15 protein-coding genes are annotated in these 17,665 nt (G+C 71.3%); 5 read left to right on the forward strand and 10 right to left on the reverse strand.

Annotated elements, in window-relative coordinates; translation table 11 throughout:
- Positions 1 to 68 precede the first annotated feature (68 nt).
- Complete coding sequence (gene gatC, locus AC1DW8_RS09315; protein WP_442274940.1) at positions 69 to 365, reverse strand: Asp-tRNA(Asn)/Glu-tRNA(Gln) amidotransferase subunit GatC; 297 nt, start codon at positions 363 to 365, stop codon at positions 69 to 71.
- A 165-nt stretch (positions 366 to 530) separates the two neighbouring features.
- On the opposite strand from gatC, the gene AC1DW8_RS09320 reads away from it, so the two are divergent.
- Positions 531 to 1,130: a hypothetical protein gene (locus AC1DW8_RS09320; RefSeq protein ID WP_478093511.1), complete on the forward strand. Its 600-nt coding sequence runs from the start codon at positions 531 to 533 to the stop codon at positions 1,128 to 1,130.
- Between the two features lie 61 nt (positions 1,131 to 1,191).
- Here AC1DW8_RS09320 and AC1DW8_RS09325 read toward each other — a convergent pair whose 3' ends face one another.
- The 6 genes from AC1DW8_RS09325 to ligA form a co-directional block, all read right to left on the reverse strand.
- Complete coding sequence (locus tag AC1DW8_RS09325) at positions 1,192 to 2,211, reverse strand: branched-chain amino acid ABC transporter permease (RefSeq protein ID WP_478093513.1); 1,020 nt, start codon at positions 2,209 to 2,211, stop codon at positions 1,192 to 1,194.
- A complete protein-coding gene (locus AC1DW8_RS09330) occupies positions 2,208 to 3,077 on the reverse strand; it encodes a branched-chain amino acid ABC transporter permease (protein WP_478093516.1) in 870 nt (289 codons plus the stop codon). Before AC1DW8_RS09330 ends, AC1DW8_RS09325 begins: the two co-directional genes overlap by 4 nt.
- A gap of 119 nt (positions 3,078 to 3,196) precedes the next feature.
- Positions 3,197 to 4,441 (reverse strand): ABC transporter substrate-binding protein, encoded by a 1,245-nt coding sequence (locus AC1DW8_RS09335; protein WP_478093519.1) that lies wholly within the window; start codon positions 4,439 to 4,441, stop codon positions 3,197 to 3,199.
- 158 nt (positions 4,442 to 4,599) lie between these two features.
- Positions 4,600 to 5,391, reverse strand: coding sequence for an ABC transporter ATP-binding protein (locus AC1DW8_RS09340; RefSeq protein ID WP_200959017.1), 792 nt, complete (start codon positions 5,389 to 5,391; stop codon positions 4,600 to 4,602).
- The gene (locus AC1DW8_RS09345; RefSeq protein ID WP_235508594.1) at positions 5,384 to 6,148 is read right to left on the reverse strand and encodes an ABC transporter ATP-binding protein; all 765 of its coding nucleotides are present in this window, start codon (positions 6,146 to 6,148) and stop codon (positions 5,384 to 5,386) included. The genes AC1DW8_RS09340 and AC1DW8_RS09345 overlap by 8 nt, the downstream gene beginning before the upstream one ends.
- 258 nt (positions 6,149 to 6,406) lie before the next feature.
- The gene (ligA, locus tag AC1DW8_RS09350; RefSeq protein WP_478093523.1) at positions 6,407 to 8,554 is read right to left on the reverse strand and encodes an NAD-dependent DNA ligase LigA; all 2,148 of its coding nucleotides are present in this window, start codon (positions 8,552 to 8,554) and stop codon (positions 6,407 to 6,409) included.
- Between the two features lie 129 nt (positions 8,555 to 8,683).
- Here ligA and AC1DW8_RS09355 point away from each other — a divergent pair, with 129 nt between their 5' ends.
- A complete protein-coding gene (locus AC1DW8_RS09355) occupies positions 8,684 to 10,195 on the forward strand; it encodes a long-chain-fatty-acid--CoA ligase (protein WP_478093525.1) in 1,512 nt (503 codons plus the stop codon).
- Positions 10,196 to 10,353: 158 nt separating this feature from the next.
- Entirely contained in the window at positions 10,354 to 11,586 is a 1,233-nt protein-coding gene (locus tag AC1DW8_RS09360) for a L,D-transpeptidase (protein WP_235508593.1), read from the forward strand.
- A gap of 88 nt (positions 11,587 to 11,674) precedes the next feature.
- On the opposite strand, the gene AC1DW8_RS09365 is transcribed toward AC1DW8_RS09360, so the two are convergent.
- The gene (locus tag AC1DW8_RS09365; protein WP_478093527.1) at positions 11,675 to 12,655 is read right to left on the reverse strand and encodes a uroporphyrinogen decarboxylase/cobalamine-independent methonine synthase family protein; all 981 of its coding nucleotides are present in this window, start codon (positions 12,653 to 12,655) and stop codon (positions 11,675 to 11,677) included.
- A gap of 85 nt (positions 12,656 to 12,740) precedes the next feature.
- Here AC1DW8_RS09365 and AC1DW8_RS09370 point away from each other — a divergent pair, with 85 nt between their 5' ends.
- The gene (locus AC1DW8_RS09370) at positions 12,741 to 13,634 is read left to right on the forward strand and encodes a GNAT family N-acetyltransferase (RefSeq protein WP_478093529.1); all 894 of its coding nucleotides are present in this window, start codon (positions 12,741 to 12,743) and stop codon (positions 13,632 to 13,634) included.
- 13 nt (positions 13,635 to 13,647) lie between these two features.
- Here AC1DW8_RS09370 and mnmA read toward each other — a convergent pair whose 3' ends face one another.
- Positions 13,648 to 14,754, reverse strand: a complete 1,107-nt coding sequence (gene mnmA, locus AC1DW8_RS09375; protein WP_056770343.1) for a tRNA 2-thiouridine(34) synthase MnmA — start codon at positions 14,752 to 14,754, stop codon at positions 13,648 to 13,650.
- On the reverse strand, positions 14,751 to 15,941 hold the full coding sequence (locus AC1DW8_RS09380; RefSeq protein ID WP_478093532.1) for a cysteine desulfurase family protein: 1,191 nt from the start codon (positions 15,939 to 15,941) through the stop codon (positions 14,751 to 14,753). Before AC1DW8_RS09380 ends, mnmA begins: the two co-directional genes overlap by 4 nt.
- Positions 15,942 to 16,130: 189 nt before the next feature.
- Here AC1DW8_RS09380 and AC1DW8_RS09385 point away from each other — a divergent pair, with 189 nt between their 5' ends.
- Complete coding sequence (locus AC1DW8_RS09385) at positions 16,131 to 17,648, forward strand: S8 family serine peptidase (RefSeq protein WP_478093534.1); 1,518 nt, start codon at positions 16,131 to 16,133, stop codon at positions 17,646 to 17,648.
- Positions 17,649 to 17,665 lie beyond the last annotated feature (17 nt).

Raw genomic sequence — 17,665 nt, forward strand, 5'->3', positions numbered from 1 at the left:
GTGCCCGTCACGGGCGGGGCGTATGCCGGGTGCTCGGCGAGGCGGCATACGCAGGCTTCAGGGGTTGCTCAGTCCTCGTCGAGGATGCGCGGCACCGAGAAGCGCTGCTGCTCGGACTCGGGCGCCCCGGCCAGCACGGCGTCCGCGCCGAGGCTGGGGCGCACCACGTCGGGGCGGGTCACGTTGGTGAGCGGCATCGGGTGCGACATCGGGGCGACGCCGTCGGTCGGGGCCTGCTGGACCTTGGCCACGGACTCGAGGATGACTCCGAGCTCACCCACCATGCGGTCGAGCTCGGCGTCCGAGAGCTCGATCCGGGCGAGGCCGGCCAGGTGGGCTACGTCGTCGCGGGACAGGGATGACATGCGGGCCAGTCTATGGGGCAGCCCCTCGGGCCCGGACCACGCGTCCGGGCCGTGCACGGCATCGCGTGGCCCCTGCCGCGAAGTCCTCCGGCGCGAGGCGTGTCCTGCCGCGGGTGTCGCTCGTTGACCACGGCGGATCCACGAACCACCCAAGGAGAACCCTCGATGACGAGCCCGGCCAGCCCGACCACGACGACGACCGCGCCCAGGGAGAACGTGCCAGCGCCTCCCGCCCCCGCGGCCGAAGCGGCCGACCCGACCCCCACCGGCTCGGCCGGCCCAGCACCCACCCCGACGGCGAACGAGACGGCGACCGGGACGGCGACCGAGACGTCGACCGACGCACCGGCCGACCGGGCCTCCGCCAAGGCCGAGATGGCCGAGGTCGCGCCTCGGGCGCGCCGCTCCCCCGACGTGCGGGCCGGAGCCCGCCGCGCCGCGACCCTCACCGGGGCCGGGATCAGGCGCGTGCGCACCCTGCTCGGCGACATCGTCTGGTTCGCGTGCCTGCTCGCCGCCACGGCGCTCCTGCTCGGAGCCGTCCTCGTCGTGCTGGACGCCAACACACGCAACGCCCTCGTGGCGGCCGTGCTGCGCGCCGCCGACTGGGCCGACCTCGGCGTCTTCAGCCGGACCGCGGGCGTCAAGCAGTTCAGCGGCGACAACGCCGTCGTCAAGAACACCGTCACCAACTGGGGTCTCGGCGCGGTGGCGTGGCTCGTGGTGGGCCGCGTCGGCCGCCGCATCCTGACGCCTCGGTCCTGACCGGTTCGAGGTATCCGCGCCGACGGAACCGCCGCGCGGATACCTCCAACCGGTAGGTCTCTCAGTCGCGCTGCCTGCCGCGCCTCTCGAGGACGTAGCGGCGCAGGACGTTGCGCGCCGTGCCCCAGATGCCGTGGCGGAAGAGCAGGACGATGACGACGAAGATCGTGCCGGTGATGAGGCCGATGCCCTCGAAGCCGGAGCTCGCGAGATAGTCCTCGAGCGTCACGACGACGCCGGCGCCGACGAGGCCGCCCCAGAGCGTCCCGATGCCGCCGAGGACCGTGATGAGCACGACCTTGCCCGACGTCGTCCACATCAGCTCCTGCAGCGACGCGAACTGGTGGCTCACGGCGAAGACGCCGCCGGCGAGGCCGGCGAGCCCGGCCGAGATGATGAACACCGTGATCTTGTAGCGCTCGACGTCGTAGCCGAGGGCTCGCGCCCGGGCCGGGTTGTCGCGCACGGCCGTCAGCACCCGGCCGAAGGGCGAGTTGACGACGCGCCACGCGACGAGGATCCCGACGAGGATCATCGCGGCGCCGACGTAGTAGAAGTAGAACGGGTCGGTCTCGACCGCCTCGATGCCGAAGAAGTTCCTCGGGATGCCCTGCAGGCCGTTCTCGCCGCCCGTGAGGTCACGCGCCTGGTTGGCGATGAAGTAGAGCATCTGCGCGAAGGCCAGGGTGACCATGGCGAAGTAGATGCCGGTCCGCCGCACCGAGAGGTAGCCGATCGGCCAGGCGATGAGCATCGCGAAGACGGCACCGCCGATGACGGCGACCGGGAAGGGCACGCCCCAGTGGGTGGCGATGAGCCCCGTGCAGTAGGCCGAGCCGCCCCAGAACGCGGCGTGGCCGAAGCTGAGCAGCCCCGTGAAGCCGAGGAGCAGGTCGACGCTGATCGCGAAGAGACCCCAGCAGAGGATGTCCATCGCGACGGGCGGGTAGATCCAGTACGGCAGCATCACGAGCACGGCGAGGCCGGCCAGGAGCATGACGTAGCGCAGCGGGTTGCGCCGCGACAGGATCGAGGGCTGGGCCAGGTCGACGTCGACCTTGGTGGTCATCTGCTCGCTCATGCGACCTCCTCCCGTCCGAAGAGCCCCGAGGGCCGGACGAGAACGACGATCGCCATCAGCACGAAGATGACGATCTGGGCGTACGTGGGGGCGTAGGCGATGCCGTAGGCCTCGACGAGTCCGACGAGGAAGCCCGCGACCACCGCCCCGAGGATGGATCCGAGGCCTCCGATGACGACGACGGCGAACAGGATGATGATGAAGTTGCTGCCCATCTCGGCGGTGATGGCGCGCGTCGGGGCGGCCAGCACCCCTGCGAGGCCGGCGAGGGCGATGCCGAAGCCGAAGACGGGCGTGACCCAGAGCCCGACGTTGATGCCGAGGGCCCGCGTCCGGTCGGGTGCCTCGGTGGCGGCGCGCACGATCATGCCGATGCGCGTCTTCGTCAGCAGCAGCCCGACCGCCACGCAGACCACGACCGAGAAGAGACAGGCGAAGATCGCGTAGACCGAGAGGTTGACCGAGCCGACGGAGACCTGGCCCCCGAGTCCGGCGGGCACCTGGTAGGGCAGGCCCGAGACGCCGTAGCGCTGCTTGACCGCCTCGACGATCACGAGCGTGAGGCCGAACGTGAGCAGGAAGTTGTAGAGCGGGTCGAGCTCGAGCAACCAGCGCACGAGCAGGCGCTCCATGAGCACGCCGAACCCGAACATGACGATCGGCACGATGACGAGCGCGGCCCAGAAACCGACGTTCAGCTCGGCGAGCAGGACGGCGGACAGGACGGCGCCGAGCATGTAGCAGGCGCCGTGGGAGAAGTTGACGACCCCGAGGACGCCGAAGATGACGGCGAGGCCCAGCGCGGAGAGCGCGTAGAAGCCCCCGGCGGCGAGCCCCTGGAGGGTGTACTGGATGAATTCGCTCATGTCTCTCGCTCGGTTCGCGGTCGATCGGGCTGGGTGCGGCTGCCTCGACAGTCGCGCTGTGCCGTATGCCGTCCGGCGCGGCCGCGTGGGACGCGACCGGACGGCATACGCACCGGGTGTCAGCTCATCGAGCAGGCGGGGTTGGCCTCGCCGTAGGCCTCGGCGGCCGGGATCGTCTTCTCGATGTCCTCGTAGTCCCACTCCTCCGGGGCGGAGCTCTTGACCTTGGCGAGGTAGACGTCGTGGATGACGGCGTGGTCGGCCTTGCGGATCTCGCCGTTGCGCAGGAAGACGTCGTTGATCTTCTTGCCCTCGAGCTTGCCGACGATGGTGTCGGCGTCGTCCGTGCCGGCCTCCTGGACGGCCTCGAGGTAGTTCATCGCGGCCGAGTAGTTGGCGGCGTGGGCGAACGACGGACGGGTGTTCGTCTTCTCCTTGAAGCGGTCGGCCCACTTCTTGTTCTGCGCGTCGAAGTTCCAGTACCAGGCGTCGGTGAACTGGGTACCGGCGAACTGGTCGACGCCGAGCGAGTGGATGTCCGTGATGAACATCAGGCCGACCGCGAGCTGGACCTTGCCCTTGAGCGAGCTCTGGTTGAACTGCTTGACGAAGTTGATGAGGTCGCCACCGGCGTGCATCGAGCCGATGACGTCGGGGTCGCCCTCGCCGGCCTTGGTGATGAAGGTGGCGAAGTTGTCGCTCGGGAAGGGCGAGGCGATCGACTGGCCGACGGTGCCGCCCGCGGCGGTGATCTCCTTGGTGAAGGACTTGTTCATGTCCTGGCCGAAGGCGTAGTCGGGGTAGACGATGTTCCACTTCTTGCCGCCGGCCTTGGTGATCGTCCCGGCCGTGCCGCGCGCCAGGACGCTCGTGTTGTACGCCCAGTGGAAGGTGTACTTGTTGCAGCTCGCGCCCGTCAGCGCCGTCGTGCCGGCGCCGATGTTGATGTAGAGCTTCTTCTTGTTCTTGGCCTGCGTGGCGACGGCGAGCGCGGCGGCCGAGTTCGGCACGTCGAGGATGATGTCGGCCTTCTGGCGGTCGTACATCTCCTGCGCCTTGGAGTTGGCGATGTCGGCCTTGTTCTGGTGGTCGGCCGTGACGACCTCGATGTCCTTGGCCACGGCCTTGTCGCCGTACTTGGCCTTGTAGTCCTCGATCGCCATCTCGATGGCGACCTTGCTGTTGGGACCGGACAGGTCCTTGTAGACGCCCGACTGGTCGTTGAGCAGGCCGATGACGAGCTTGTCGTCGCTGAGCTTGCTCGAGCCGCCGGACTGGGGGCCGCCGGCCCCTCCGCACGCGGCGAGCGCGAGCGACGCGGTCGCGGCGATGGCGACGGTGCCCTGGACTGTCCTGCTACGCATGTCCCCTCCTGGGGTTGTGACGAGTGGTGACGTGTGGTGCGGGTGTGACGGGGTGCCACGGTGGGTGCGGTGTGTGCGGTGTGACGAGGTGACGCGAGGGCGTCGTGACGACGGAGCCGGCTGCGCCCGGGCGCCTGACGCCGAGCGACGGGTGGGTGCTACATCCCGAGGTAGGTGAGCAGCTCGCCCTCGCGAGCGCGGAAGTCCTCGTTGCCGAGGTGCTCGACGACCTTGCCCTGCGCGAGCAGGTAGTGCCGGTCGGCGACCGTCGAGGCGAACGTGACGTTCTGCTCGACGAGGAGGACGGCGACCCCCTGGCCCTTGATCTCGCGGATGATCTCGCCGATGCGCTGGACGATGACGGGGGCCAGGCCCTCGCTCGGCTCGTCGAGCAGCAGCAGCCGTGAACCCATCCGCAGCACCCGGGCCATCGCGAGCATCTGCTGCTCGCCGCCCGAGAGCTTCGTGCCGGGGAAGTCGCGGCGTTCGTGGAGCACGGGGAAGAACTCGTAGACCCGCTCGAGCGGCCACGCGTCCGCGTGGACGACCGGCGGGAGCAGGAGGTTCTCGGCGACGGTGAGGCTCGCGTAGATGCCGCGGTCGTCGGGGACCCAGCCGATGCCCGCGCGGGCCCGGGCGTCGGCCGACCGCTTGGCGAGGTCGGCGCCGTCCAGGGTCATCGTGCCCTCGATCTGCCGGTGCAGGCCCATGACCGAGCGCAGCAGGGTCGTCTTGCCGGCTCCGTTGCGCCCGACGAGGGTGACGACCTCACCGGGGGCCACGTCGATGCTGACCTCGGTGAGGACGCGGGCCTCGCCGTACCAGGCGGAGAGCCCGGACACCTCGAGCATCCGTGCGGCGCCAGGCCCGGGGCTCCCGGCCTCCGGCGCACCGGCGCGGTCGGGCGCAGGCTGCTCCGTCGTCGTCGTGGCCGTCGTGTCGTCACTCATGGGCTGCTCCGAGGTATGCCGTGATGACCCGCTCGTCGGCGCGCACCTGCTCGTAGGGTCCCTCCGCGAGCACCTGCCCCGACTGGAGCACGGTGACGCGGTCGGCGAGCGATCCGACGACGTGCATGTTGTGGTCGACGAAGACCACGGTGCGGCCCTCGGCGAGCTGCTTGACGAGGGCGATGGTGCGGTCGACGTCCTCGATGCCCATGCCGGCCGTCGGCTCGTCGAGGAGCAGCAGCTTGGGGTCGAGTGCCATGGCGATCGCGAGCTCGAGCGCGCGCTTCTGGCCGTAGGCCAGCGACGAGGCGGGTGCGCCGGCCCGGTCGGCGAGGCCGACCTGCTCGAGCAGCTCCATGGCGCGGTCCTTGAACGTGGCCATGCGGGTGACCGAGCGCCACCACTGCTTGCCCATGCCGGTCGGGCTGGCGAGGGCCAGCTCGAGGTGCTCGCGCAGGGTCATCGCCTCGAAGAGGCTCGTGATCTGGAAGGAGCGCGCGATGCCGAGCGGTGCGATCTGCTCCGGGGCCTTGCCGGTGATGTCCTCACCGTCGAAGAGCACGGCGCCGGACGTCGGGGTCAGGAAGCCGGTGAGCAGGTTGAAGAGCGTGGTCTTGCCCGCACCGTTGGGTCCGACGAGCGCGTGGACGGTGCCGCGGGCGACCGTCAGGTCGACCTCCGAGACGGCCCGGAAGCCACGGAACTCCTTGGTCAGGGCCCTGGTCTCGAGCAACGGGGTACCCGTCAAGACCTGCACCTCCTCGTGCGTCGCGCTCGGGTGAGCGTGGTGTCGGGCCGCGCCGGTCGGTGTGACGGGCGGGCGACGACTCCGGAAAGTCCGGGAAACTTCGGCAAAGCCTAGGAGGGCTGCACGCCGAAAGGACGGTGGGGACCCACACACCTGAGGCGGTTCTGTGGGCTCGCGACACATGCGTGCCAGCCTCCGGACCGGGCGGTCGCGGGTGCGGTCACGCGGGCTCGACGGGGGCGATCAGGTCCGACGGGGTCGGATGGGTCAGTCGGCCGCGCCCGTCTCGAGCAGGCGGCGGAAGCCGTCCTCGTCGAGGATCGTCAGCCCCAGCTCCTCGGCCTTGGCCGCCTTGGAGCCCGCGTTGGCCCCGATGACGACGAAGTCGGTCTTCTTCGACACCGAGCCGGAGGCCTTGCCGCCTCGGCTGATGATGGCTTCCTTCGTCTCGTCACGGGAGAAGCCCTCGAGCGAGCCGGTGACGACGACGGTCTTGCCCTCGAGCGTCCGCTCGACGGATTCGTCGACCTCGTCGGCCATCCGGACCCCGGCGTCGGCCCACTTGCGCACGATCTCCTGGTGCCAGTCGACCTCGAACCACGCGGTGACGGCCTCGGCGATGACCCCGCCGACACCTTCGGCCTGGGCGAGCTCCTCGGTCGACGCCGACCGGATCGCCTCCATCGAGCCGAAGTGGGTGGCCAGCGCCCGGGCCGCCGTGGGTCCCACGTGCCGGATGGAGAGGGCCACGACGACCCGCCACAGCGGCTGGGTCTTGGCCTTCTCGAGCTCGGCGAGCAGCTTGTCGCCACCCGCAGAGAGCACGCGCCCGTCGAGGACGGCCTCGTCCGGGTCGGTCTTCTTGGCGGCCCTGGTGTAGAGCGGGACCTGCGCGAGCTTCTCGCGGGTGAGGCCGTACTCCCCCGCGTGGGGGCTGTCGGGGGCCGGGGCGAAGAGGTCGCCCTCGTCGGTGATGACGCCCGACTCGAGCAGCGCGATCGAGCCCTCCCAGCCGAGGGCCTCGATGTCGAGACCGCCGCGTGCGGCGAGCGCGAAGACCCGCTCGCGCAGCTGGCTCGGGCACGAACGAGTGTTGGGGCAGCGGATGTCCTTGTCGCCCTCCTTCTCGGGGGCGAGCGGCGTGCCGCAGGCGGGGCAGTCGGTCGGCATGACGAAGGCGTGCTCGGTGCCGTCGCGCAGGTCGACGACGGGGCCGACGATCTCGGGGATGACGTCGCCCGCCTTGCGCAGCACGACCGTGTCGCCGATGAGCACACCCTTGCGCTCGACCTCGTACGCGTTGTGCAGCGTCGCCTGCTCGACCGTGGACCCGGCGACGACGACGGGCTCCATGACGCCGTAGGGCGTCACCCGGCCCGTGCGACCGACGTTGACGCGGATGTCGAGGAGCTTGGTGTTGACCTCCTCGGGCGGGTACTTGAAGGCGATGGCCCACCGCGGCGCCCTCGACGTGGCGCCCAGCTGGCGCTGGAGGGCCACCTCGTCGACCTTGACGACGATGCCGTCGATGTCGTGGGCCCGGTCGTGGCGATGCTCGCCGTGGAAGGTCACGAACTCCTGCACTGCGGCGATGTCGGGCAGGACGCGCACCTCGTCGGAGGTGGGCAGACCCCAGGCGCGGAGGGCGGCATACCCCTCGCTCTGGCGCTCGATGTCGAAGCCGCGGCGCGCTCCGATGCCGTGGACGAGCATGCGCAGCGGCCGGGTGGCGGTGACCTTGGGGTCCTTCTGGCGCAGCGAGCCGGCAGCGGCGTTGCGGGGGTTGGCGAAGGGGGCCTTGCCCGCCTCGACGAGGCCCGCGTTGAGGTCGGCGAACGCCGCCGTCGGGAAGAACACCTCCCCGCGGATCTCGACGAGGTCGGGCACGTCGTCGCCCGCGAGCCGCTCGGGGATGCCCTCGATGGTGCGGACGTTGTTGGTGACGTCCTCGCCGGTGCGGCCGTCGCCGCGGGTCAGGGCGCGCACGAGGCGGCCCTTCTCGTAGAGCAGGTTGATGGCGAGGCCGTCGATCTTCAGCTCGGTGAGGAAGTGGGCGCCGTCGCCGACCTCGCGCTCGACGCGCTCGGCCCACGTCTGCAGCTCCTCGAAGGAGAAGGCGTTGTCGAGGCTCAGCATCCGCTCGACGTGGTCGACCGTCTCGAAGCCGGTCGCGAACGACGCACCCCCGACGTTCTGGGTCGGGCTCTCGGGCGTGCGCAGCGAGGGGTGCTCGTCCTCGATGGCGTTGAGCCGGCGGATCAGCGCGTCGTACTCACCGTCGCTGATGGTCGGCGCATCCTTGACGTGGTAGGCGAACTGGGCCGTCGCGGCCTGCTCGGCGAGCTCGGCCCACTCCTGGTGGACCTCGGTCGGGACGTCGTCGGTGACGGGCGTGGGGCCGCTGCTCTCGCTCACGCGCTCATCCTGCCAGCCGGCTCCGACGGTCACCCGCCCGATGACACTCCTCACGTGGCGGCGGGTCTGTTCACCGGGCGACCCAGCAGTGACAATGGGCCGGAGCCCGCCCCCTGCGAAGGAGCAGAGATGACCAACCTCGCCGCCAACCTCACCGCCACCGCGGCACGCGTCCCCGACAAGGTGGGCATCAAGCTCGACCAGGTCGAGCTGTCGTGGTCGGCGCTGCACCGCGCTGCGGCGGCCGTGGCCGGCCAGCTGCGTGCGGCGGGACTCGAGCCCGGCGACCGGGTGTCACTCATCCTCCCCAACGTGCCGGCATACCCCGTCGCCTTCTACGGCACCCTGCTCGCGGGCGGCGTCGTCGTGCCGATGAACCCGCTGCTCAAGTCGGGCGAGATCCAGTACTTCTACGAGGACAGCGGCGCCCGCTTCAGCTTCGTGTGGCCGGACTTCGCCGACGAGGCCGGGAAGGCTGCGGCCGAGACCGGGACCCGGCTGGTCGTGTGCGGTCCGATGGGGCCGGCCGACGGCCAGTTCGACGCGTCCGAGACGGCGGGCGCCCCGGTGCTCGAGCCGGTCGAGCGCGCCGACGACGACACCGCCGTGATCCTCTACACGAGCGGCACCACCGGCAAGCCCAAGGGCGCCGAGCTGACGCACTTCAACCTTCACCGCAACGCGGAGCGCTCGGCCACCGACATCATGGAGATCACCGAGGACGACGTCATCATGGGCTGCCTGCCCCTCTTCCACGTCTTCGGCCTCACGTGCGGGCTCAACACGTCGGTCCAGCGCGGCGCCACCCTGACGCTCATCCCCCGGTTCGACCCGGCCAAGGCCATCGAGGTCCTCGGTCGCGACCACGTGACGATCTTCCAGGGCGTCCCGACGATGTATGCCGCGATCCTCAACCACCCGAACGCCGACGAGGCCGACACGAGCAGCCTGCGCACGTGCGCCTCGGGCGGCTCGGCGATGCCCGAGGCCGTGATGAAGGCGTTCGAGGAGAAGTTCCACTGCCAGATCCTCGAGGGCTACGGCCTGTCCGAGACCTCCCCCGTCGCCTCGTTCAACATGCCCGACAAGCCGACGAAGCCGGGCACCATCGGCCGGGCCATCCCGGGCTGCGAGATGAAGCTCGTCGACCTCGAGGGCAACGACACCCCGGCGGGCGAGATCGGCGAGATCGCGATCCGCGGCGAGAACATCATGAAGGGCTACTGGAACCGGCCCGAGTCCACGAAGGAGGCCATCCCTGACGGGTGGTTCCGCTCGGGCGACCTCGCCACCGTCGACGACGAGGGCTATTACACGATCGTGGACCGCAAGAAGGACATGATCATCCGCGGCGGCCTGAACGTCTACCCGCGCGAGGTCGAGGAGGTCCTCTACACGCACCCCGACGTGCTCGAGGCCGCGGTCGTGGGTGTCCCCGACGACCTCATGGGCGAGGAGGTCGGTGCCGCCGTGGTGCTGCGGCCCGGCTCGACGGCGACCCTCGAGGACGTCCAGACGTACGTCAAGGAGCGCCTGGCGGCCTACAAGTACCCCCGCCGCATCTGGTCGCTCGACGAGCTGCCGAAGGGTCCCACCGGCAAGATCCTGCGTCGCGAGGTGCGTCCGCGGACCACGTCCTGACGCGCCGCCCGACCCTGCGACACGCAGGAGTTTGGACTCGCCGTACGTTTTGGCGTATTGCGCCGGATCGGTGACACTGGAGCAGGGTCACTATCGACGTGCCGCACCCCGTCCCGCCCTGGGACGCCCGGCGTCACGTCTGCGAAGGGTATTCACGCGTGAAGTTGAGCATCCGTTCCGCCGCAGTCTCGGGGATGGCCGTCCTGGCCATGCTCGGCGTCACGGCCTGCAATGCAACTGCCACGGCCGAGAACGGCAAGCCCGCGGGCACCTCCTCGGCGACCGCTGGTGGCACGACGTCGGCGGCACCCACGCCGACCACCGACCCGGTGGTCTTCAAGACGACCCCGGGCGACGAGTCCGAGGACGTCTCCGTCGACACGCGGGTCACCGCCTCGGCCGAGAAGGGCACGCTCAAGAAGGCCTCGCTCTCGTACAAGAGCAAGAAGGGCAACCGCATCCCCGTCGACGGCACCCTCGACGGCGGCACGTGGACCGCGTCCGACCTGCTCGAGCCCGGCGTCAAGTACACCCTCGACCTCACGGCCGAGGACTCCGACGGCAAGACCACCGAGTCGACGCAGACGTTCCGCACCGCGAACCTCACGCTCGACGACCAGGTCTACGTCGCCGTCTCCCCGCGTGACGGAGGCACCGTCGGCATCGGCATGCCGGTCGTCGCCCGCTTCGACCTCCCGGTCGTCGACAAGGCGAGCTTCGAGAAGCACATGAAGGTGACCTCGACCCCCGCCCAGGCCGGGTCCTGGTACTGGCTCAGCTCACGCGAGGCGCACTGGCGCCCCAAGACGTACTGGAAGGCCGGCACCAAGGTGCACGTCGAGGCCAACCTCAACGGCGTCCCCGCCGGCGGCAACCGCTACGGACAGATGAGCCGGACCTCCGACTTCACCATCGGGCGTGCCGTCGTGGCCAAGGTCAACCTCAAGACGGACCAGCTGGACCTCTTCATCAACGGCAAGTGGGCCAAGCGCATCCCCGTCACGGGTGGTCGTCCCGGCTTCGTCACCCGCTCGGGCGTCAAGGTCATCATGGACAAGCAGACCAACATCACGATGCGTGCAGAGACCATCGGCCTGAAGAAGGACGACCCCAACTACTACGCCGACACCCCGGTGAAGTACGCCATGCGCGTCACGAACTCCGGCGAGTTCCTCCACACGGCCCCGTGGTCGGTCGCCGACCAGGGCAAGCGCAACGTCAGCCACGGCTGCACGGGCATGAGCGACGCCAACGGCCAGTGGCTCTTCGGCCAGATGCAGATCGGCGACGTCGTCGAGACGACCGGCACCAGCCGTCCGATGACGATGGGCAACGGCTACTCGGACTGGAACCTCAGCTGGGCCAAGTGGACCGCGGGCTCCGCGCTCTGAGCTGACCACCGAGCTCACCGAGCAGAGGCCGGCCACCCTTCGGGGTGGCCGGCCTCTGCCGTTCAGGATGGGGAGCCGCCGGGGACGGTCAGCCGGCGCTGCGCTCCTCGAGCTCGCGGGCGGTCTCCACGGCTGCCCGCTGCACGGTCCTCGCGACCTCCGGTGAGGCAGTGGCCAGGCCGCACGCGGGCGTCACGACGACGTCCGCGAGCGACCGGAGCGGGAGGCCGGTCCGCATCCACGCCCCGACGAGGTCGGCGGCCAAGTCCTGCGGTCGCGTCCGGCTCCCGTCGGTGGGCACGACGCCGGCATGGAGGCGTATGCCGTCCTCGACCGCGACGGCGACGCCCTCCCACTCGCGGGGGCGCAGCACGGAGGTGTCGAGCGACAACGCGGTCGGCACGGTGGCCCGCAGGAGTGGCAGGGGTGGGCTGGCCGCACAGCAGTGCACGACCGTCTCGCCGTCGTGTGCCCGGAGCACCGTCGTCAGGCCGGCCGCGGCCACCTGGGGGTCGAGGCTCGGCAGGCGACCGAACCCCGACGAGGTCGGCAGCCGGCCGGCGAGCACGGTCGGGAGGCTGGGCTCGTCCACCTGGAGCACGATCCGCGCCCCGGGGACGAGGCTGCGCACGGCGGCGACGTGAACGCGTACGCCCTCGGCGAGGGACTCGACGAGATCACGGCTGGCGCCGTCGTCGACGATGACGCGCTCGCCGCGCGAGAGCCACACGTTGGCGGCGAGGGTCCACGGTCCGACGACCTGGAGCTTGAGTGGGCCGGTGTGCCCGTCGTAGGCCTCGGCGAGCTCGTCGAGGTCCTCGCGGAGCATCGCCGCCGTGCGCGACGCGTCGCGTCCGGGGCGGTCGACGAGCCGCCACCCGATGGGCTGGAGGTCGACGGGCAGCTCGACGAGCAGGCCTGCCGTGCGCCCGACCATGTCGGCTCCCGGCCCCCGTGCGGGCAGCTCGGGGAGGTAGGGCACGTGGCCGTCCAGGATCTCGCGCACCTGCCGCACCGCGTCGCGCACCGAGGTGCCGGGCCAGGAGCCGATGCCGGAAGCGAGAGTCACCGCGCCAGCCTAGGCGCACCCGGATCCGGGACCGCACCCCCGAGGTGTGGTCGACGCCCCACCGGAGTCTGACGGCAGTAGCGTGATGCCGGTGCGCCGCCATGACTTCTCGGGACCTGCAGACCTGCGGGCGATGCAGGGCCTCGCCTCGCGGCTCTGGACACCCGCCTCCCGCTTCCACCCCGGTCAGCTCGCGTGGAGCCGCTACTACCGGCCGGTCGACCCGATGGGTCTCGACGACGACGAGGCCATCGCCCTCTGGACCGACGGCGGCGAGGTCGTCGGCTTCGGCTGGGCCGAGGCGCCGGACTGGTTCGAGCTCCAGGTCGACCCCGCGCGGCCCGACGTCGCCGCGGAGGTCGTCGACTGGTTCGAGGAGGTGAGCGACGCAGAGACGCAGTCGGCCCTCGTCATGGAGGGAGATGTCGCCGAGCAGGCCCTCACCGCAGCAGGATTCGAGCCGCACGCGGACGAGCCCTTCTTCACGCACCACGAGCTCGACCTCGCCGACCTTCCGCCGGTGCCGGACGTCCCGGGCTACACCTTCCGTCACATCGAGCCGCACGAGGCCCGCGCCCGCGCTGCCGTCCACGCCGCCTCGTGGTCCGACGTGGGCCCGTCGAAGGTCGACGAGCGGGCCTACGAGCAGCTCATGGCGGCCTGGCCCTACCGCCACGACCTCGACTGGGTCGCCGTCGACGCCGACGACACCATGGTGGCCTCGGCCCTCGTGTGGCTCGACCCGGCCCACGGCGCGGGTCTCGTCGAGCCGGTGGGGTGCGTGCCCGAGCACCGCGGTCGCGGACTCGCAGGAGCCGTGACGCTCGCCGCCCTGCACCGGCTCGCCGAGGTGGGCGCCTCTGTCGCACAGGTGAGCCCGCGCGGCGACGACGACTACCCGGGTCCCCAGCGGCTCTACCGCGCCCTGGGCTTCCAACCGCGCGCCCGCACCGTCACGTGGCGCCGCTCGCTGGACTGAGGTCGCCTCCCGGCTACCCGACGGGGGTTCGCTCGAGCCGAGAGGCGGAGATCGTGGCCGAGCCGACGACCCGCGTGCCCTCGTAGAGCACGACGGACTGTCCCGGCGCGACGCCACGCACGCGGCCCTCGAGCCGCACCTCGACGCGGTCGCCATCGGCCCAGGCCGTCGCGGCATACTCCTCGCCGTGCGCACGCACCTGCGCACCGACGTGCACGACGCCCTGCGGCGCCGGGCCGCACCAGCGGGCATGGTCGCCGGTGATCGCGTTGACGCCGAGCAGGTCGGCGGCGCCGACGACCACCTGGTTGGTCTCGGTGCGGACCTCGACGACGTAGCGCGGCTCGCCGTCGGCGGCGGGCCGCGAGAGGGCGAGCCCGCGGCGCTGTCCGACCGTGTAGGCGAAGGCCCCGGCGTGCTGGCCCACGACCTCACCGGACGTGTCGACGATGTCTCCGGGGGCCTCGCCGAGCTCGCGCGTCAGCCACCCCTTGGTGTCGCCGTCGGCGATGAAGCAGATGTCGTGGCTGTCGGGCTTCCTGGCGATGAAGAAGCCCCGCTCGGCCGCCTCCTCGCGAATCCGCGGCTTGGTCGTGTCACCGAGCGGGAAGAACGACCGGGCCAGCTGGTCGGCGTCGAGCACGCCGAGGACGTAGCTCTGGTCCTTGGCCATGTCGACGGCGCGGTGCAGCTCGCGCCGCACTCCCCCGTTCCCGTCCTCCGCTTCGACGACCTGGGCGTAGTGACCCGTGGCCACGGCGTCGAAGCCGAGGGCCAGCGCCTTGTCGAGCAGCGCGGCGAACTTGATCTTCTCGTTGCAGCGCAGGCACGGGTTGGGCGTGCGCCCGGCAGCGTACTCGGCGCGGAAGTCGTCGACGACGTCGCGCTTGAAGCGGGCCGCCATGTCCCAGACGTAGAAGGGGATCCCGAGCACGTCGGCCACCCGACGTGCGTCGCCGGCGTCCTCGATGGTGCAGCAGCCGCGCGCCGACTCGCGCAGCGTCGCCGCGCTCTGGCTCAGGGCAAGGTGGACGCCGACGACCTCGTGACCGGCGTCGAGCATGCGGGCGGCGGCGACCGCCGAGTCGACGCCACCGCTCATCGCCGCCACGACCCTCACGACGCGGTCGCCTCCCGCGCGCGGCGCGCGCGCTCGATGGCAGCGGGCAGCGCGTCGACGAACGTGTCGACGTCGGCCTGGATCGAGGTGTGCCCGAGCGTCAGGCGCAGGGCGCCCCGGGCGTCGCTCTCGGCGACCCCCATCGCGAGCAGCACGTGGCTGGGCTGGGGCACGCCGGCCTGGCACGCCGACCCGGTCGAACAGGAGACCCCTGCAGCGTCGAGCAGGTAGAGCAGGGAGTCACCGTCGCACCCGGGCACGAGCAGGTGCACGTTGCCGGGGAGCCGGCTCACGCCGTCGCCACGGCGCCAGACCCCGGACGGCCGGATGTCCGGGGCGATCGCCATGGCGCGCTCGATGAGGTCGTCGCGCAGCGCGACGAGCCGCGCCGACTCGGCCTCGATCGAGGCCGTGGCCTCGGTGAGCGCGGTGGCGAAGCCGACGATGGCCGGGGTGTCGAGGGTGCCGGACCGCACCTGCCGCTCCTGCCCGCCGCCGTGCGTCAGCGGGACGAGCTTCGCGTCACGGCGCAGCACGAGGGCGCCGACGCCGATGGGACCGCCGAGCTTGTGCGCGGTCACCGACATGAGGTCGGCGCCGCTCGCCTCGAAGTCGACGGCCAGGTGCCCGGCCGCCTGCACGGCGTCGGTGTGGAACGGCACCCCGAACTCGTGCGCCACGTCGGCGATGGCACGGACGTCCTGGACGGCTCCGACCTCGTTGTTGGCCCACATCACCGAGACGAGGGCGACCGAGTCGGGGTCGGACTCGATGGCGGCGCGCACGGTCGCGGGCTCGACGACACCCTCGGGCGTGCAGTCGAGCCACGTCACCTTGGCACCCTCGTGCGCGACGAGGAAGTCGACGCAGTCGAGCACGGCGTGGTGCTCGGTGGCGCCGACGAGGAGGCGCACCCGCGCCGGGTCGCGATCCCGGCGGGACCAGTACGTGCCCTTGACGGCGAGGTTGTCCGCCTCCGTGCCGCCGGAGGTGAAGACGATCTCGGAGGGTCGCGCACCGAGGCAGCGGGCGATCCTCTCGCGCGACTCCTCGACGGCCCGGCGCGCGGCGCGACCCGTGCGGTGCAGGGACGAGGCGTTGCCCACGACCGCCAGCTGCTCCGTCATCGCCGCGACGGCGGCGGGGAGCATCGGCGTGGTCGCCGCATGGTCGAGATAGGCAGTCACCCACCGATTCTAGGACGCCCGGACACCCCGGCCGGACGGCCGCAGGACGAGGCGTCCACCCACTCCCGTGGGCGATGGCGTATGCCGTCCCGCCGGCTACCCGTGCGTAACCTCACACCGCGCCCCCTCGTTGGCCAGTCACGTCGCCACCCTCCACTGACGTGGGGTGGCCCAGCAGAGAGGGATCTCATGCGATTGACCGCCTCACGCCGCCTCCGTCTCGGAACGGTCACCCTGGCAGCAGCCACCGCCCTGACCTCGGCCACCGTCGCCGCCGCGTCGCCGGCCTCGTCCGGTCCGCAGTCCGCGCCGTCCGGCGCCGCCGCCGGCCTGCTGGGCACCGGCCAGGCCCGCGCACCGCTGTCGACGTGGCTCGCGCAGCACTGGTCGACCCTGTCCGCCGTCACGCCGACGACGGTGCTCGTCCACGCGACGGACATCGGGGCCGCACGCCGGGCCGCCACCGCGTCCGGGCTCACGGTCCGTGACACCTACGACAAGATCGGTGTCGTCGTCGCGGCCGGGCTCCCCCTGCAGATCGACGCCGTGCGCTCCGTCCCCGGCGTCACGTACGTCGAGGGCAACCAGCCCATCGACATGTTTCTGTCGACGTCCAACACGGCCACCCGCGGCTCCGAGGCCCGGGCGACCCTCACGGGGGCGAACGGCACGGCCCTCGACGGCTCCGGTGTCAGCGTGGCCGTCATCGACTCCGGGGTCGACCCGACGCACCCGTTCCTCCAGAACGCCGACGGCACCTCGGCCGTCGTCAAGAACCTCAAGATGGTGTGCGACCCGCTCGAGCTGCTCCCCTGCCAGCCCGTCGACGCCGGCAGCCTCAACACCGACCTGCTCGCCGCAGGCGGTCACGGCATGCACGTCTCCGGCATCGTCGCCGGGCGCGACGTCACCCTGTCCGACGGCACGAAGATGCACGGGGCCGCCCCCGGCGCGAGCATCGTCAGCCTCAGCACCGGCGCCGTGCTGCTCATCGTCGGCGCCGACTCGGCGCTCAACTGGGTCCTCGAGCACCACGCCGCGCCCTGCGGCGCGGGCGTCCCGGCCAGCACCTGCCCGCCGATCAAGGTCACGAGCAACTCCTACGGACCGACGGGCGGCGGCGAGTTCGACCCGAACTCGGCGACGGTCAAGCTCCAGCGCGCGCTCGTCGGCGAGGGCGTCGTCTCGGTCTGGGCCAACGGCAACGACGGCGGCGACGGGTCCGCCAACCTCTCCAACCCTCCCGGCCAGGACCCGACGGGCGGCATCATCTCCGTCGCGTCGTACAACGACCAGGACACCGGCACCCGGGGCGGCACGGTCAGCGACTTCAGCTCGCGCGGCCGCTCGGGGCAGTTCGCCTCCTACCCCGACATCTCGGCGCCGGGTGAGGGCATCACGTCGTCGTGCCGGATCTACCTGCCGATCTGCACGACGGGCGGCGACCCGCGCAACAACGGCGACTACAACACGATCAGCGGCACCTCGATGGCGACGCCGCACATCTCGGGCATCGTCGCCCAGCTCTTCCAGGCCAACCCGAGCGCGACGCCGGCCCAGGTCGAGGCCGCCATCAAGGCGACGGCCTGGAAGTACGCCGACGGAGCCGCCTACGTCAGCGACCCGGCCGGCAACGGTACGACGTCGTTCGACAAGGGTCACGGCCTCGTCGACGTCGTGGCGGCGGCCACCGCGATCCGTCCCTGACGCCGGGGCGCACCCAG

Source organism: Terrabacter sp. P2_E3 (assembly GCF_056403915.1).

What these genes read in the sequence shown, in the direction of transcription:
- gatC (WP_442274940.1), bottom strand. Translation starts at nt 365, where the DNA reads ATGTCATCCCTGTCCCGCGACGACGTAGCCCACCTGGCCGGCCTCGCC.
- AC1DW8_RS09320 (WP_478093511.1), top strand. Translation starts at nt 531, where the DNA reads ATGACGAGCCCGGCCAGCCCGACCACGACGACGACCGCGCCCAGGGAG.
- AC1DW8_RS09325 (WP_478093513.1), bottom strand. Translation starts at nt 2,211, where the DNA reads ATGAGCGAGCAGATGACCACCAAGGTCGACGTCGACCTGGCCCAGCCC.
- AC1DW8_RS09330 (WP_478093516.1), bottom strand. Translation starts at nt 3,077, where the DNA reads ATGAGCGAATTCATCCAGTACACCCTCCAGGGGCTCGCCGCCGGGGGC.
- AC1DW8_RS09335 (WP_478093519.1), bottom strand. Translation starts at nt 4,441, where the DNA reads ATGCGTAGCAGGACAGTCCAGGGCACCGTCGCCATCGCCGCGACCGCG.
- AC1DW8_RS09340 (WP_200959017.1), bottom strand. Translation starts at nt 5,391, where the DNA reads ATGAGTGACGACACGACGGCCACGACGACGACGGAGCAGCCTGCGCCC.
- AC1DW8_RS09355 (WP_478093525.1), top strand. Translation starts at nt 8,684, where the DNA reads ATGACCAACCTCGCCGCCAACCTCACCGCCACCGCGGCACGCGTCCCC.
- AC1DW8_RS09370 (WP_478093529.1), top strand. Translation starts at nt 12,741, where the DNA reads ATGCCGGTGCGCCGCCATGACTTCTCGGGACCTGCAGACCTGCGGGCG.
- AC1DW8_RS09385 (WP_478093534.1), top strand. Translation starts at nt 16,131, where the DNA reads ATGCGATTGACCGCCTCACGCCGCCTCCGTCTCGGAACGGTCACCCTG.